The sequence below is a fragment of the Streptomyces koelreuteriae genome (assembly GCF_018604545.1).
GTDB classification, from domain to species: domain Bacteria; phylum Actinomycetota; class Actinomycetes; order Streptomycetales; family Streptomycetaceae; genus Streptomyces; species Streptomyces koelreuteriae.
In genome coordinates, this window is sequence record NZ_CP075896.1 from 617,786 (window position 1) to 632,916 (window position 15,131).

16 protein-coding genes are annotated in these 15,131 nt (G+C 73.4%); 7 read left to right on the forward strand and 9 right to left on the reverse strand.

Translation table 11 applies throughout. The annotated features are described in order from the left end of the window. Positions 1-34 precede the first annotated feature (34 nt). From KJK29_RS02795 to KJK29_RS02810, 4 genes are read right to left on the reverse strand one after another with little or no spacing between them, the layout of a single operon-like run. Positions 35-1,159, reverse strand: a complete 1,125-nt coding sequence (locus tag KJK29_RS02795; RefSeq protein ID WP_215116993.1) for an XdhC family protein — start codon at positions 1,157-1,159, stop codon at positions 35-37. Further along, the gene (locus tag KJK29_RS02800; protein ID WP_215116994.1) at positions 1,152-3,266 is read right to left on the reverse strand and encodes a xanthine dehydrogenase family protein molybdopterin-binding subunit; all 2,115 of its coding nucleotides are present in this window, start codon (positions 3,264-3,266) and stop codon (positions 1,152-1,154) included. The genes KJK29_RS02795 and KJK29_RS02800 overlap by 8 nt, the downstream gene beginning before the upstream one ends. Further along, positions 3,263-4,255 (reverse strand): FAD binding domain-containing protein, encoded by a 993-nt coding sequence (locus KJK29_RS02805; protein WP_215116995.1) that lies wholly within the window; start codon positions 4,253-4,255, stop codon positions 3,263-3,265. The genes KJK29_RS02800 and KJK29_RS02805 overlap by 4 nt, the downstream gene beginning before the upstream one ends. After that, a complete protein-coding gene (locus tag KJK29_RS02810) occupies positions 4,252-4,794 on the reverse strand; it encodes a (2Fe-2S)-binding protein (protein ID WP_215116996.1) in 543 nt (180 codons plus the stop codon). The genes KJK29_RS02805 and KJK29_RS02810 overlap by 4 nt, the downstream gene beginning before the upstream one ends. A gap of 184 nt (positions 4,795-4,978) precedes the next feature. On the opposite strand from KJK29_RS02810, the gene KJK29_RS02815 reads away from it, so the two are divergent. Next, a complete protein-coding gene (locus KJK29_RS02815; protein ID WP_215116997.1) occupies positions 4,979-5,557 on the forward strand; it encodes a TetR/AcrR family transcriptional regulator in 579 nt (192 codons plus the stop codon). A 32-nt stretch (positions 5,558-5,589) separates the two neighbouring features. Here KJK29_RS02815 and KJK29_RS02820 read toward each other — a convergent pair whose 3' ends face one another. Beyond that, positions 5,590-6,495: a LysR family transcriptional regulator gene (locus tag KJK29_RS02820; protein ID WP_215116998.1), complete on the reverse strand. Its 906-nt coding sequence runs from the start codon at positions 6,493-6,495 to the stop codon at positions 5,590-5,592. A 115-nt stretch (positions 6,496-6,610) separates the two neighbouring features. Between KJK29_RS02820 and KJK29_RS02825 the strand changes: the two genes are divergently transcribed. Then, on the forward strand, positions 6,611-6,841 hold the full coding sequence (locus KJK29_RS02825) for a hypothetical protein (RefSeq protein ID WP_215116999.1): 231 nt from the start codon (positions 6,611-6,613) through the stop codon (positions 6,839-6,841). Between the two features lie 147 nt (positions 6,842-6,988). Here the strand turns inward: KJK29_RS02825 and KJK29_RS39135 are convergent, their stop codons facing one another. Further along, a complete protein-coding gene (locus KJK29_RS39135; RefSeq protein WP_255961272.1) occupies positions 6,989-7,117 on the reverse strand; it encodes a hypothetical protein in 129 nt (42 codons plus the stop codon). Between KJK29_RS39135 and KJK29_RS02830 the strand changes: the two genes are divergently transcribed. The 3 genes from KJK29_RS02830 to KJK29_RS02840 all read left to right on the forward strand — a co-directional run bounded on the left by KJK29_RS02830 (position 7,109) and on the right by KJK29_RS02840 (position 10,860). Further along, on the forward strand, positions 7,109-8,083 hold the full coding sequence (locus KJK29_RS02830; RefSeq protein ID WP_215117000.1) for an alpha/beta hydrolase: 975 nt from the start codon (positions 7,109-7,111) through the stop codon (positions 8,081-8,083). The two genes, KJK29_RS39135 and KJK29_RS02830, sit on opposite strands and share 9 nt — an antisense overlap. 49 nt (positions 8,084-8,132) lie before the next feature. Then, positions 8,133-9,530 (forward strand): helix-turn-helix domain-containing protein, encoded by a 1,398-nt coding sequence (locus KJK29_RS39325; protein WP_215117001.1) that lies wholly within the window; start codon positions 8,133-8,135, stop codon positions 9,528-9,530. Between the two features lie 139 nt (positions 9,531-9,669). Beyond that, positions 9,670-10,860, forward strand: coding sequence for a CaiB/BaiF CoA transferase family protein (locus KJK29_RS02840; RefSeq protein WP_215117002.1), 1,191 nt, complete (start codon positions 9,670-9,672; stop codon positions 10,858-10,860). A gap of 19 nt (positions 10,861-10,879) precedes the next feature. Here KJK29_RS02840 and KJK29_RS02845 read toward each other — a convergent pair whose 3' ends face one another. From KJK29_RS02845 to KJK29_RS02855, 3 genes are all read right to left on the reverse strand, one after another. Further along, complete coding sequence (locus KJK29_RS02845; protein ID WP_215117003.1) at positions 10,880-11,860, reverse strand: TerC family protein; 981 nt, start codon at positions 11,858-11,860, stop codon at positions 10,880-10,882. Between the two features lie 85 nt (positions 11,861-11,945). Next, positions 11,946-12,590 carry a phosphoribosyltransferase gene (locus tag KJK29_RS02850; protein WP_215117004.1) on the reverse strand — a complete coding sequence of 215 codons (645 nt, stop codon included), beginning with the start codon at positions 12,588-12,590 and terminating at the stop codon, positions 11,946-11,948. Between the two features lie 103 nt (positions 12,591-12,693). Continuing rightward, the gene (locus tag KJK29_RS02855; RefSeq protein WP_215117005.1) at positions 12,694-13,350 is read right to left on the reverse strand and encodes a dienelactone hydrolase family protein; all 657 of its coding nucleotides are present in this window, start codon (positions 13,348-13,350) and stop codon (positions 12,694-12,696) included. 154 nt (positions 13,351-13,504) lie between these two features. On the opposite strand from KJK29_RS02855, the gene KJK29_RS02860 reads away from it, so the two are divergent. Then, a complete protein-coding gene (locus KJK29_RS02860) occupies positions 13,505-14,515 on the forward strand; it encodes a GlxA family transcriptional regulator (RefSeq protein ID WP_215117006.1) in 1,011 nt (336 codons plus the stop codon). Next, on the forward strand, positions 14,512-15,114 hold the full coding sequence (locus KJK29_RS02865; protein WP_215117007.1) for a DJ-1/PfpI family protein: 603 nt from the start codon (positions 14,512-14,514) through the stop codon (positions 15,112-15,114). Before KJK29_RS02860 ends, KJK29_RS02865 begins: the two co-directional genes overlap by 4 nt. Positions 15,115-15,131 lie beyond the last annotated feature (17 nt).

The window sequence follows — 15,131 nt, forward strand, 5'->3', positions numbered from 1 at the left end:
CGGCTGCGGCCCCTCCGGCGTGTTCCCGACGGTGTCAGACCGCTTGGGGCAGCGGCTCGGTCCGGTGGATCGGGGTCCCCGAGCCGGTGAGTGGCAGACCCGTTCCGCCACGCCTGGCCGCGACGATCTCCGCCGCGATGGACACGGCGGTCTCCTCGGGCGTACGGGCGCCCAGGTCGAGTCCGATCGGCGACCGCAGCCGGGCCAGCTCGCGCTCGCCGACGCCCGCTTCCCGCAGGCGCCGGTTGCGGTCCTGGTGGGTGCGGCGGGAACCCATGGCGCCGACGTAGGCGACCGGCAGGCGCAGGGCCTCCGTCAGCAGGGGCACGTCGAACTTCGCGTCGTGGGTGAGCACGCACAGCACCGTGCGTCCGTCGGTCCGAGTCGCCCGCAGATAGCGGTGGGGCCAGTCCACGACGATCTCGTCGGCCTCGGGGAAGCGGGCCCGGGTCGCGAAGACGGGCCGGGCGTCGCACACGGTGACGTGATGGCCGAGGAGCTTGCCCGCCCGGACCAGGGCCGCCGCGAAGTCGATCGCGCCGAAGACGATCATGCGGGGCGGCGGCACGGCCGACTCCACGAGCAGGGTGATCCCGCCCGGGCAGTGCGAACCGTCCTCGGAAAGCTCGACCGTGCCCGTGCGGCCGCTGTCCAGCAGGGCACGGGCCTGGCTGATCGCCGTACGGTCCAGGTCCGGAGCGCCGCCGAGACCGCCTTCGTGCGAGCCGTCGGGGCGTACGAGCACCGACCGGCCGAGGAGGACGGCGGGCCCCCTGGCCACCCGGGCGAGAGCCACCGGCTCGCCTCGGGCGGCGGCCGACAGCGCGGCCGTCTCGTGTGTCTCGGAGGCGTCGTACGGGGTGACCATGACGTCGATGGTTCCGCCGCAGGTCAGACCGACGGCGAAGGCGTCCTCGTCGCTGTAGCCGAACCGCTCGACGAGCGTCTCGCCCTCCTGGAGGGCCTGGAGGCAGAGGTCGTACACGGCTCCCTCCACGCAGCCCCCGGAGACCGAGCCGATGGCGGTGCCGTCGGCGCAGACGGCCAGGGCGGCGCCGGGAGGGCGCGGGGCGCTGCCGCCGACGGCGACGACCGTGGCGACGGCGAACTCCCGGCCCTCCTCGATCCACTCCCGCAGCTGTCGGGCGAGGTCAAGCATCGCCGCCCGCCATCAGGACACGGTCGGGCCGGATCGGCAGGTCGCGGTGGCGTACGCCGGTCGCGTGCCACACGGCGTTGGCGACCGCCGCCGCGGCACCCACGATGCCGATCTCGCCGATGCCCTTGATGCCCACCGGGTCGTCCGGGTCGGGGTCGTCGATCCAGTCGGCCTCGATGGGGGGCACGTCGGCGTGCGCGGCGACGTGGTAGCCCGCGAGGTCGGCGCCGTAGAGGCCGCCGCTGGCCCGGTCCCGTACGGCTTCCTCGTGCAGGGCCATGGAGATGCCCCAGGTCATGCCGCCGACGAACTGGTTGCGGGCGGTGAGCGGGTTGACGATGCGGCCGGCCGCGAAGATGCCCAGCATGCGGCGGACGCGGACCTCGCCGGTGGCCGGATCGACGGCGACCTCGGCGAACTGCGCCCCGAAGGAGTGCCGCTCCTTCTGGGCGAGGGCGCCGATGGCCTCGCTCGTGTCGGACCGTACGGTGACGCCCTCCGGCGGGATGTCGGCGCCCGGAGCGAGGCTCTGGCGCAGTTCGTCGGCGGCAGCCGTGACGGCCCAGGCCCAGGAGCGGGTGCCCATCGAGCCGCCGGCGATCATCGCCGGGCCGAAGTCGCTGTTCCCGATGCGGACCCGGACGCGGTCCGTCGCCACTTCCAGGGCGTCGGCGGCGACCAGCGTGAGCGCGGTCCTGGCGCCGGTGCCGATGTCGGCTGCGTTGATCCGCACCGTGAAGGTGCCGTCCGCCTCCGCGGTGACGGCCGCCGTGGAGGGCATGGCCCCGGCGGGGAAGGAGGCGGCGGCGGTGCCCGTGCCGAGCAGCCAGCGGCCGTCGCGGCGCACCCCCGGCCGCCGGTCCCGGTCCGCCCAGCCGAACCGGCGGGCGCCCTCGCGGAAGCAGGCGATCAGGTTGCGGCTGCCGAACGGCAGGCCGGACACCGGGCCCACCTCGGGCTCGTTGCGTACGCGCAGCTCGATCGGGTCGAGGCCGCACCGCTCGGCGAGTTCGTCGAGCGCCGACTCCAGCGCGAACGAGCCCGGAGCCTCGCCGGGGGCGCGCATCCAGGTCGGGGTCGGTACGTCGAGCCGGACGATCCGGCTGGCCGTGTGGTGGGCGTCCGCCGCGTACATCGACCGGCCCGCCGCGGCGCTCGGCTCGACGAACTCGTGCACGGCCGAGGTGAGGTTCAGGGACCGGTGCTCCAGCGCGCGCAGCCGCCCGTCCGCGTCGGCACCGAGCCTGACCCGCTGGGCCGTGGGGCTGCGGTATCCGGCGAGCGAGAACATCTGCCGGCGGGTCATGACGACCCTCACCGGGCGCTGCAGAACGGTCGCGGCCATCACCGCGCCCACCTGGTGGGCGCGCACGCCTTTGCTGCCGAAGCCGCCGCCGACATGCTCGGAGCGCACCCGCACGGAGGCCGGGTCGAGGGAGAACAGGCTGGCGAGTTCGCCGGCGACCCAGGTGGTGCCCTGGTTGGAGTCGACGACCTCGAGCCGGCCGCCCTCCCACCGGGCCGTCGCCGCGTGCGGCTCCATCGGGTTGTGGTGTTCCTCCGGAGTGGTGTACTCCGCGTCCAGCACGACGGCGGACGCCGCGAGCTCGGCCTCCAGATCGCCCTTCTCGACCACGCCCGGCATATGGCCGTCGAGCGCGTACGCCTCGGCCTCCCTCTCGGCGCCGAACGCGACGTCGTGCGGCTCCTGTTCGTAGTCGACCTGGAGCGACTCGGCGGCCTCCCGGGCCTGCTCGGACGTCTCGGCGACGACCAGCGCCACCGGCCAGCCCAGGTGGGCGACCCGGTCGTGCTGGAAGAGGGCGATGCTCGGGTCCGGGGACATGCCCATCAGTCCGGCGTAGTCGGTGTCGACACGCGGGGCGTTCTGGTGGTGGAGGACGGCGAGGACCCCGGGCATCGCGAGCACGGCCTCGGTGTCCAGGGCGCGGACGCGGCCGCGGGCGACGGTGGACAGCACCAGCCAGCCGTGGGCGAGATCGGCGAAGGGGATCTCACCGGCGTAGCGAGCCGCTCCGGTGACCTTGTCGCGGCCTTCCACACGGGCGTGCGCGGAGCCGACGGAGCCCCTGGTGGCGGTGGTCATCGGGTGGCCTCCTCGACGAGTTCGCTCAGCACGGCGACGACGAGGTTGCGCATCAGGGTCACCTTGTATCCGTTGTGGGGCAGGGGCCTCGCGGCGGCCAGTTCCAGCTCCGCGGCAGCCGCGAAGGTCTCGGCGTCGGCGGGTGCGCCGAGCAGGACGCCCTCGGCGGCGCGGGCCCGCCAGGGGCGGGAGGCGACGGCCCCGAAGGCCAGGCGCACGTCGTGCACGACGCCGTCCCGGACGTCGAGCGCGGCGGCGATCGAGCCGATGGCGAAGGCGTAGGAGGCGCGCTCGCGGACCTTGCGGTAGCGGGAGTGGGCGGCGACCGGGGCGGGCGGCAGGGTGACGCCGGTGATCAGCGCGCCCGGCGGCAGGGCGGTCTCCAGATGCGGGGTCTCCCCCACCGGCAGGTAGAAGTCGGCGAGCGGCACCTCCCCCGGCCCGTCCGCCGTCTCGTACGACACGGTCGCGTCGAAGGCGGCCAGGGCCACGCCCATGTCGGAGGGATGGGTGGCCACGCAGTGGTCGGAGGCGCCGAGGACGGCGTGGTTGTGGTGCTCGCCCTCGATCGCGGGGCAGCCGCTGCCCGGGCTGCGCTTGTTGCAGGGGGCGGTGACGTCGGTGAAGTAGCCGCAGCGGGTGCGCTGGAGCAGATTGCCGCCGACGGTGGCCATGTTGCGCAGCTGCCCGGAGGCGCCGGCCAGTACGGCCTGCGCCAACGCCGGGTAGCGGCGCCGGACTTCGGGGTGCGCCGCGAGGTCGCTGTTGGTGACGGTGGCCCCGATACGCAGTCCGCCGTCCTCGGTGGGCTCGACGCGGTTCAGGGGCAGTTCGCGTACGTCGACGAGGAGGGCGGGCCGCTCGACGCCGGTCTTCATCAGGTCGACCAGGTTGGTGCCGCCGCCCAGGAAGCGGGCTTCCCGGTCGCCTTCGAGCAGCGCCACGGCGCCGGAGACGTCGTACGCCCGCTGGTAGCCGAACTCCCTCATACCGCCGCTCCCTTGGACTCCGCGGCGCGGGCCACGGCCTGGACGATCGACACATACGCGCCGCAGCGGCACAGGTTGCCGCTCATGCGCTCCCGTATCTCCTCCGGCGTCAGGGGTGGTGGTCCCGCCTCGGGCCGTACGTCGCCGGTGGCCGCGCTCGGCCAGCCCGCCGCGTGCTCCTCGATCATCGCGATGGCCGAACAGATCTGTCCCGGCGTGCAGTAGCCGCACTGGTAGCCGTCCAGTTCGAGGAACGCCTGCTGCACCGGGTGCAGCCGGTCGCCCTCGGCCACGCCTTCGATGGTGGTGATCTCGCGCCCTTCGGCCGCCACGGCCAGTTGCAGACAGGCGACGCTGCGGCGGCCGTCGACCAGGACGGTGCACGCGCCGCACTGCCCCTGATCACAGCCTTTTTTCGTGCCGGTCATATCGAGCCGTTCACGCAGGGCGTCGAGCAGCGTGGTGCGGTGGTCGACGGTCAGCGTGTACTTCTCGCCGTTGACGGACAGGGTGAGGTCGCTGGACGTCGATGGGGGCATGGAAGCCTTCTCTCTCAGTGTCGCGAGGCCAGGAGGCACAGGAGGCAGGGGCGCGGGCTGTCCGCGCGGACGGCACACCGATACGATGGAGCAAGCGGACAGTTGTCCGTTACCCGAAAACGTAACGGACAACTGTCCGCTTAACAAGGGCCGGGTTTCGGCCATGGGATCGCGAGGAGGGCGAGTGCGGCAGAAGAAGGACGCTCCCCTGCGCTCGGACGCGCAGCGCAATCGCGAGCGCATCCTGGAAGTGGCGCTGGCCGAATTGACGCGGTCGGCGGACGCGCCGCTGAGTTCGATCGCCAAGAAGGCCTGCGTCGGGCAGGGGACCTTCTACCGCCACTTCCCCAGCCGTGAGGCACTCGTCCTGGAGATCTACCGCCACGAGATGCGGCAGGTCGCCGACAGCGCCGCGCCCCTGCTGGAGAGCCGGGAACCCGACCGGGCGCTGCGCGAGTGGATGGACCGGCTCGCGCGGTTCGCCATGACCAAGGCGGGCCTGGCCGACGCCATCCGCCAGGCCACGAGCGCACCGGGGCAGCCCGCGAAGCCGGGACACACCCCGGTGACGGAGGCCGCCGAACTGCTGCTGCGGGCCGCCGAGGAGGCCGGCACCATCCGCCCGGGGATCACCGCGGACGATCTCTTCCTCACGATCGGCGGCCTCTGGACGATCGACCCCCACACCGACTGGCAACCGCGCGCCGCCCGGCTGCTGGACTTCGTCATGGACGGGCTGCGGGTGGGGGCGCCGGGGCGCTGAGGCCTCCCCCGGACGGCGATACCGCGAACGGGTCAGGCAACCGCCGTAGGGGCCAGTTCGCGCAGCTCCCTGAGGGCCGCCGCGACCGCCGGGCGGGCGTGGCCGCCGCCGCGGGTGCAGGTCAGGAGCTTGCGGTGGGGGTTGCCTGTGCAGCGGACCCGGGTGATCGGCAGGTGCGGGGTCAGGTGGGCCAGGCGTGGGACGAGGGCGACGCCGAGCCGGTGGGCGACGAGGTGGGCGGTGACGTTCCAGTCCAGGGCGTGGTGGACGACGTCGGGCGTGAACCCCGCCGCGCCGCAGGCGGACAGCACGTGCGGACGGCAGGGGCTCTCCTCCACCGGCGCGATCCACGCCTCGCGCGCCGCCTCGGCGAGATCGACCCGGGCCCGCCCCGCGAGCCGGTGCCCTTCGGGGACGACCAGGTCGAACGGGTCGTCCAGCAGCGGCTGCTGGTCGAACCGCGTGTCGCTCAGCGGCGGGTTGAGCGGGGTGGCCTCGACGATCGCCAGTTCGCACTCCCCCTCGAAGAGCAGATCGAAGCTCTCGGGGACACCCGCCTCGGTGATCCGTACGGACAGCCGCGGATGCCGCTCGCCCAGCCGGGCCGCCATCGGGGCCAGCAGCACCGAGATCGCGACGGGGAATCCGGTCACGCGCAGCAACCCGGAGGGCGCTCCGTGATCGGCCCGTAGGTCGAGTTCGGCCAGGTCCCAGCGGGCCTGGATGGCGTCGGCGTGCGCCAGGAGGCTCTCGGCGGCCGGGGTGAGGCGCACTCCGCGCCCCTGGGGCTCCAGCAGTTCGACGTCCAGATCGCGGGCGAGCTGCCGGATCTGCTGGGAGGCGGCGGACGGGGTGAAGTGCAGGGCCCGGGCGGCCGCGGTGACCGTGCCGTAGTGGGAGACAGCCCTGAGGACGTGCAGCCTGCGCAGGTCAATCATGTAGTCCAAGCTTCACAATGCGGTCCACAAAGTCAACCTGGACGTGTACGGAGATCTCGACGCACCCTGGCTGTGTCGCGACGGTCAACCAGCCACGACGTACGAGGAGTCAGCCATGACCAGCACCCACGCCACCGCCTGCCCGCACTGCGGCTGGCCGGACGGGGGCGAGCCGTTCCAGGTGCTGTCCCGGCACACCACCGCCACGGGCCGCACGGAGTGGACGCGCTGCGGCTGCGGCTCGCTGCAGGTCCGGGTCGTCGACGCCCGCGGGACCCGCGTCGTCTCCCGCAGCGGACCGGCCTCCGGCTCCGCTCCGGCGCGGTCGGACACGGCGAGCCGCTGAGCGCTCGGGCTCCGCCGGATCTGCGGGCTCACCGCGTACGGGAATCGCGTACATGACCTGCGCGTATGTTGGTGGCGCCGTCGGTTGATGGTTGAAGCTCAAGGGGTGCGTGCCGGTCGCCGCGTCCGCGGCGGCCGCCCTCACCCGTCATTCGGGCGCCACCCGCCGTACGGCGGGCAGGTTCCGCCGCTCGGCGGCGCCCGGGGCCGGGGCGGTGGGGACGAACATGGCAGCACGAGCCGCCGTGACCTCGCGTGAGGAGACGCCATGACGCATGTGCCGCCGCCCTTCGATCCCGAACTCGCCGGTGCCCTGGAGCTGATCAAGGACATGATCAGCCCGGGGCTGACGCCGGACCAGATCGCCGAGGTGCGTCAGGGCCCGGGCATCGAGCTGCTGGCCGAGCTGGACCTGACCATGGGCGGGACGTTCGTGGTGGAGGACCGGCAGGTGCCCGGTCCGCAGGGCGAGCCCGACATCTCGCTGCTGATCTGCCGCCCGGCCCTTCCGGCGGCAGCCGGGGCGCGGCCCGTCATCTACCACGTGCACGGCGGCGGCATGGTGATCGGGAACAACCGGGTCGGGGTCGACGTCCCGCTGGCATGGGCGCGGGCGCTGGACGCGGTCGTGGTGTCCGTGGAGTACCGGCTGGCGCCTGAGCATCCGCATCCCGCGCCGGTCGAGGACGTGTACGCCGGGCTGCTGTGGACGGCCGAGCATGCCGCCGAGCTGGGCGCCGACCCCGAGCGGATCGTCGTCGCGGGGGCGAGTGCGGGCGGCGGGCTGTGCGCGGCCCTCGCCCTGCTCACCCGGGACCGCAAGGGGCCACGGCTGATCGGGCAGGTCCTGATGTGCCCGATGCTCGACGACCGCAACGACACGCCGTCCACGTACCAGATGGCGGGCCTCGGAGTGTGGGACCGCACCGCCAACGAGACCGGCTGGAGCGCGCTGCTGGGCTCGCGGCGCGGCGGGCCCGACGTACCGGCGTACGCGGCGCCGGCCCGGGCCGAGGATCTGACCGGGTTGCCCCCGGCCTTCCTTGACGTCGGCTCGGCGGAGACCTTCCGCGACGAGGTCGTCGCCTACGCCTCGCGCATCTGGCAGGCCGGTGGCGTGGCCGAACTCCACGTCTGGCCGGGTGGCTTCCACGGCTTCGACGGTTTCGCACCGCAGGCCGCGCTGTCCCAGTCGGCCAGGGCGGCGCACGTGGACTGGCTGCGGAGGCTTCTGAACGGGTGACGGCGGGCTTCTCTCCTGACCTGGCAGCCGCATGGCGCACCATAGGCCCATGAAAGAGCTGGCCGGACGCCTGACCGCGCTCGACCCGGATGCCGGTGCGGCGGTCCGGGTCATCGCCTACTTCGACCGCCTCGCCGAGTCCCGGGCCGGTGTCGAGGCACTCGTACGCGGCGCCGCCGTGCTGTCCGGCTGTCCGGCCCGGCTGGTGGACCCCGAGCGCCGCGTCCATGTCCGCGTACAGCCCGACGGCGCCCGCCAGGACACCGAGACGCCACCGGACCCCACCTGGCCCTCGGCCCGACTGAGCCCGAACGGACCGGCATTGCTGTGGCTGGAGCGGGGCGGGGGCGCTTCGGAGGGGGCGGCCGGGTCCGGGTCCGGCGTGGCCATCACAGAGCAGGATGGGGCGACGCCAAGCCGGGCCGATGAGGAGCAGGGCGGGGCAGAACCCGGTGGGGTCGTCGCGGAGGACGCCGGGGCCGCACCCGACCGGGTCGACGCGGAGCAGGAGGAGGCCGCACCCGGCCGGGTCATCGCAATGCCCACCGCGGCCGGACCCGGCATGGCCACCGCCGGGCATGGCGGGGCCACGCCAAGCCGGGTCGCCTCCCAGCAGGCCGAAGCAGCACCTGGCCGGGTCACCACCAAGCAGCCCGGGCCAGCACCCAGCCAGGTCGTCGCAGCGCGAGCCGGAACCCAACCCGGCGCGGCCGACTCGGAACCCGCCGCGCACTCCCTCAGCGTCGTCGACGCCGTGATACTCGAACGTGCCGCCGCTGCCCTGCGGCTCGTTCTCGACCGGACGCGCGGTCGGGCCCCGGCCGATGATCCGGCGCTGGTGGAGACGCTCCTCGATGCCACGGCCCCAGAGCAGGCCCGCCTGTACGCCGCGCGTCGCCTCGGTCTGGATCTCACGGCACCGGCGCGGGTTCTCGCCCCGCTGGGCGACCGACCCCGGGTCGTACCCGCCGGGGCGGGGGTCGCGGGGGTCGCGGGGTCCCGCCCGGCTCCTCCGGAGGCCCGACTCGGGGTCGGCCCCGCCGTGCCGGTGCTCGACCTGCCCCGCTCCTGGACGGCGGCCCGTACCGCCCTGCGCTTCACCGCCGAGGGCACCCCGCAGGACCCCGGACCACGGGTCGTGCACGCCGATGAGCTGGGCGGGATCGCCCTGCTCGCCGATCTCGTCGTACCGGGCGCCGAGCCGCCGCCCGACGTCCGTGCCCTGGAGGCGGCCGCGGCGACCACGCCCTGGCTGTCGGCCACCCTGCACGCGGTGGCGTCCACGACGAGCCTGCGGGCGGCCGCCGCCGGGATCAACGTCCACCACTCCACCCTCCAGGACCGGCTGACCCACGCGGAGCACCTGCTCGGCTGGCCGCTGCGCACCCCACAGGGCCGACTCCGGCTCCAACTGGCCCTGGCCATGCGGCACCTGGCCCGTCCGTAGCCGACCGGCCGCGTGCGGCGAGGACCCCGTTGTGATACGGCCCGTCGTGATCCAGATCGCGCCCTCGGCCCGTGCCACGGCCCGCCGCCCGGGAGAGACTGTCCGGGCGCCGTCCGTACGAGGTTCAGGAGCATGAGGCATGAGCGTGCAGCGCTATCCCCTGTCCGGGGTCACGGTGGTCAGTGTGGAGCAGGCCGTGGCCGCGCCGTACGCCACCCGGCAGCTCGCCGATCTCGGTGCGCGTGTGATCAAGGTGGAGCGGCCGGGCGGCGGCGACTTCGCCCGCCGTTACGACACGACCGTGCACGGCCACTCCAGCTATTTCGTGTGGCTCAACCGCTCCAAGGAGTCCCTCACGCTGGACCTCAAGGCCCCGCGCGGCCGTGAGATCCTGCACGACCTCCTCGACGGCGCCGATGTCTTCGTGCAGAACCTCGCCCCAGGCGCCGCCGCCCGGCTCGGCCTGGACGCGGAGACCGTCATGAGCCACCGCCCCGGCCTGATCCCCTGCACGATCTCGGGCTACGGCACGACAGGACCCTGGGCCGACCGCAAGGCCTACGACCTGCTCGTGCAGTGCCAGACCGGGCTGGTGTCCCTGACGGGAACCCCGGAGGGGACGGCGCGGACCGGGATCTCCGTGGCCGACATCGCCGCCGGGATGTACGCCTACAGCGGCGTCCTCACCGCCCTGTACACCCGCGCCACCACCGGCGAGGCCCACCCCGTGGAGGTGTCCCTGTTCGAGGCGCTCGCGGAGTGGATGGGCCAGCCCGCCTACTACACCCGGCACGGCGGCATCCAGCCCCCGCGGCTCGGCACCCAGCACGCCACCATCGCGCCGTACGGGACGTACCCGGCCGCCGACGGCAAGGAGGTGCTGTTCTCCATCCAGAACGAGCGGGAATGGGCGGCCCTGTGCGCGGAGTTCCTCGGCCGGCCGGAGCTGGTCGACGATCCGCGCTTCGCCACCGCCTCCGACCGCGTCGCCCACCGCGAGGAGCTCAACACCGTCGTCGCCGGCCGTATCGCCCGCTCCGGCTCCGACGAGATCCTCAAGGACCTGGAGCGCATCGGCATCGCCTGCGCCGGGGTCAACGACGTCGCCGCGTTCCTGGACCACCCGGTGCTGGCCGGCCGCGGCCGCTGGACCGAGGTCGCGGTGCCGGGCGCCACCGTCGAGGCCCTGCTTCCACCGGCCGACCTCGCGGGCGTGCCCGCGCGCATGGACCCCGTACCGGCGGTCGGCGAGCACACCGGGGCGATCCTCACCGAACTGGGCCGCACCGACGAGGAGGTGGCGGCACTGCGCGCGGACGGGGTCGTCTGACACACGCCCCGGGCGGGGCCTATCGGGAGTCGGCCGCGCGCTCCTCCGCCTCCTCGGCCTCCTGCTTCTTCGAGGCCCGCAGGCTGGTGATCGTCGTGACCGTCAGGACCAGCAGGATGAACCCGAGCGAGAAGGGGATGCTGATCTCGGGGACGTGCACGCCCGACTCGTGCAGCGCGTGCAGCACCAGCTTCACGCCGATGAAGCCCAGGATGATCGACAGGCCGTAGGAGAGGTGGACCAGCTTCTTCAGCAGGCCGCCGATCAGGAAGTAGAGCTGGCGCAGGCCCATCAGGGCGAAGGCATTCGCGGTGAACACGATGTACGGGTCCTGGGTGAGGCCGTAGATCGCGGGGATGGAGTCGAGGGCGAACAGCACGTCGGTGGAGCCGATCGCGAGCATCACGACCAGCATCGGGGTCATGATCCGCTTGCCGTTCTCGGTGATGAACAGCTTCGTGCCGTGGTAGCGGTCGGCCACGCCGAAGCGCTCCTCCGCCATCTTCAGCAGCTTGTTCTCCTGGTACTCCTCCTCGTGCTGGTCCTTGCGCGCGTCCTGGACCAGCTTCCACGCGGTCCAGATCAGGAAGGCGCCGAAGATGTAGAACACCCAGGAGAAGGCGGAGATGATCGCCGCGCCGGCCGCGATGAAGATCGCTCGCAGCACCAGGGCCATCAGCACGCCGACCATCAGCACCCGCTGCTGGTACTGCGAGGGCACCGCGAACTTCCCCATGATCAGGACGAACACGAAGAGGTTGTCCACGCTCAGCGACTTCTCGGTGATGTACCCGGCGAAGAACTCACCGGTGGGCCCGCTCCCACCGAAGTACCAGAGCCCCAGACCGAACAGCACGGCCAGGACGATCCACACCACCGTCCATGTCCCGGCTTCCTTGATGGACACGTCGTGGGGCTTGCGGCCGACGAAGAAGTCGACGGCGACGAGCACGCACAGGGCTGCCACCGTCAGCAGCCACACGGACAGCGAGACGTTCACTTGTTACTCCTGGTGCAGGTGTGGGGATGGCACATAGTTGTCTGTCTTGGCCGATTTCCGCCAGTCCTGCAAGGTGAACAAATGGTCACAGCTGCACGTGGAGCGCCTCCAGGACGTCGTGATCCGTCAGTTGGTCGAAGTTCTCGTACCAGAGGCCCACGGCCATGAACGCGGCCGGCTGGTGGAGGCAGAGCACCTCGTCGGCCTCGGCGCGCATCAGCTCCGCCGCCTCCGGCGAGCACACCGGCGCGGCCAGCACCACCCGTGCGGGCTCCTGACGGCGTACGGAGCGCAGGGCGGCGCGGGCCGTGGAACCGGTCGCCAGGCCGTCGTCGACGACGATCACCGTCCGTCCGCGCAGGTCGGGCGCGGGGCGGCCCTGCCGGTACAGCCGCTCGCGGCGGCGCAGTTCCGCGCGCTCCCGCTCGATGACGGGGGCGAGGTCGGCCACGCCGAGGCCCAGATGACGCAGGGCTTCCTCGTCGAGGAGCGGCACCTCGTCCCCGGCCATCGCGCCGACGCCGTACTCCTCCTGGTAGGGCGCCCCGATCTTCCGTACGACGAGCACGTCGAGCGGGGCGTCCAGCGCCGCCGCGACCTCGCTCGCCACGGCGACGCCGCCGCGGGGCAGGGCGAGGACGAGCGGACGGGGCAGCGCGCCCGCGTCCTGCCGGGCGCGCAGCTTCTCGGCCAGTTCCCGGCCTGCCTGCCGGCGATCGCGGAACCGCATGACGGTCACCTCTGCTTCCCGCACGGAGAGGGCCCCGGCCGGCCCGGGCTCCGCGTACCCCCTGCCCGGCGGACGACGCACCGGCGGCCGGTTCCGGGCGGTGTCAGCCCGCCGTGGTGCTCAGCCGTTCGTCGCACCACTGCCGGGCGGCCTCGGTGACGCGGTCCAGCGTGCCGGGCTCCTCGAACAGATGGGTGGCGCCGGGCACCACGTGGAGGGTGTGCGGGGCGTGCAGCCGCCGGGCCGCTTCCTCGTTGAGGCGCAGCACGTGCTGGTCCCTGCCTCCCACGATGAGCAGCACCGGGGCCCGTACGGCGTCCAGGGCGTCGCCCGCCAGGTCGGGCCGGCCACCGCGCGAGACGACCGCCGTCACCCGGCCGGGCCGTTCGGCGGCGGCGACCAGGGCCGCGCCCGCGCCGGTGCTGGCGCCGAACAGGACGACGGGCAGGCTCTGGGTGGCGTACCACTGCTCCAGCCAGTCGACGGCGGCCACCAGCCGGCGTCCCAGCAGGGGGATGTCGAAGCGGAGTTCGGCAGTGCGCAGGTCCCGCCGTTCCTCCTCCTCGGTGAGCAGGTCGATCAGCAGGGTGCCGAGTCCGGCGGTGCGCAGGCCGGCGGCGACCTCTCGGTTGCGGGGGCTGTGCCGGGAGCTGCCGCTGCCGTGCGCGAACAGCACGACCGCGCGGGCGTCCGGCGGCAGGTCCAGATCACCGGTGAGCGCGGCGCCGCCCGCGGGCACGGTGACGGTCTGGGTGATCATCGGAGGCCTCCTCTCCCCGGTCCACTGGCGGGTTCCGCCGTCCGCCTACCCACGCGGCGACGGACGTCCCGCGTGTGGCGTGGCGCGATCTGTGGGATGCGTGTCGTTGACGCCATGACCCGGGCGGACGGAGCGTGGAAGGGTGACTGCGCGAGTGACTCCACGTCGTATCGTCTTCGTCGTTTTCGACGGCTTCCAGCCGCTCGATCTCACCGGCCCGCACGAGGTGTTCCACAGTGCGGGCGACTACGTCTGCGAGATCGTGGCGACCCGGGCCGGACCGGTCAGGTCGGTCAGCGGGCTGCTCGTGCACGCAGTGCACGGCGTGGCGGACCTGGACCCGGCCGGGACGGACACCCTGGTGGTGGTCGGCGGCCGGGGTGTCGACCACGCCCGGGAGGACGCGGCGCTGGTCGCCTGGATCGCCGCCGCCGCGGCCGGTGCCCGACGGGTCGCCTCGGTGTGCAGCGGGGTGTTCCTGCTGGCGGCGGCGGGGCTGCTGGACGGGCGGCGGGTCACCACGCACTGGGCCCGGGAGGAGCAGCTGGCCCGGGAGCATCCCGAGGCGCGGGTGGACTGCGACCCGATCTTCGTCCGGGACGGGCGGGTGTGGACCTCGGCCGGGGTGACCTCGGGCATGGATCTGGCGCTCGCCCTGGTGGAGGACGACCTGGGCCGGGACGTCGCGCACGCGGTGGCCCGCCGGCTGGTGCTGTTCCTGCGCCGTCCGGGCGGCCAGTCGCAGTTCAGCGTGGCGCTCTGGTCGCGGCAGCCGGCGACGGACCCGGTGCGGGCCGCCGTCGGCGCGATCCACGCCGATCCGGGGGCCCGCCACGACATCGCCGCCCTCGCGACCCACGCCGGGCTGAGCCCGCGTCACCTCCAGCGCCGCTTCACCGCCGAACTGGGCGTGCCACCCGCCGCGTATGTCGAGCGGGTGCGTGTCGAGGCCGCCCGGCGCGCGCTGACCGAGGGGGACGAACCGGTCGAGGCGATCGCCCGCCACTGCGGCTTCGCCACGGCGGAGACCCTGCGCCGCACGTTCCACCGCCGGCTCGGCGTCGCGCCGTCGGACTATCGCGCCCGGTTCCGCTCCACCACGGGCCTCACCGGCGTCCACGACTCCTCAGAAGAAGACGCCTCAGAAGAAGGAGAAAACGTATGACGACCTACGGACTGCTGGTCTTCGAGGAAGCCGAGGAGCTCGACTTCGTGGGGCCCTGGGAGGTCTTCACCGTCTCCGCCCGGCTGCGCGACGGCGCCGACACGGCCGTGCTCGTCTCCGAGCATCCCGGCCCGGTGCGCTGCAACAAGGGCCTGCGCGTGCTGCCCGACCACACCCTGGACGACCATCCGCCCCTGGACGTGCTGCATGTGCCGGGCGGGCGAGGCGCGCGTGAGGTCCAGCTCCACAACCCGGTGCTCACCGACTGGATCGGAAGGACGGCTCAGCGGGCCTCCTGGGTGCACGGCGTGTGCACCGGCACCTTCCTGCTGCACGCGGCCGGTCCCGCGCGCGGTCGCCGGGTGGCCACGCATTGGGGTCAGGAGGACGCCCTGGAGGCGCGGGGCGATGTGACGGTCGTCCGGGACGTCCGCTACGTCGTGGACGGCAACCTGGTCACCAGCCAGGGCGTCTCGGCCGGCATCGACAGCGCGCTGTGGCTCGTCGGCCGGCTGCACGGGCGGGATCACGCGCGGGCCGTGCGCCGCTACATCCAGTACGACCCGGCTCCGCCGTACCTCGCGGACGAGCCCCTCTGACGGCTGCGGCGACCGGC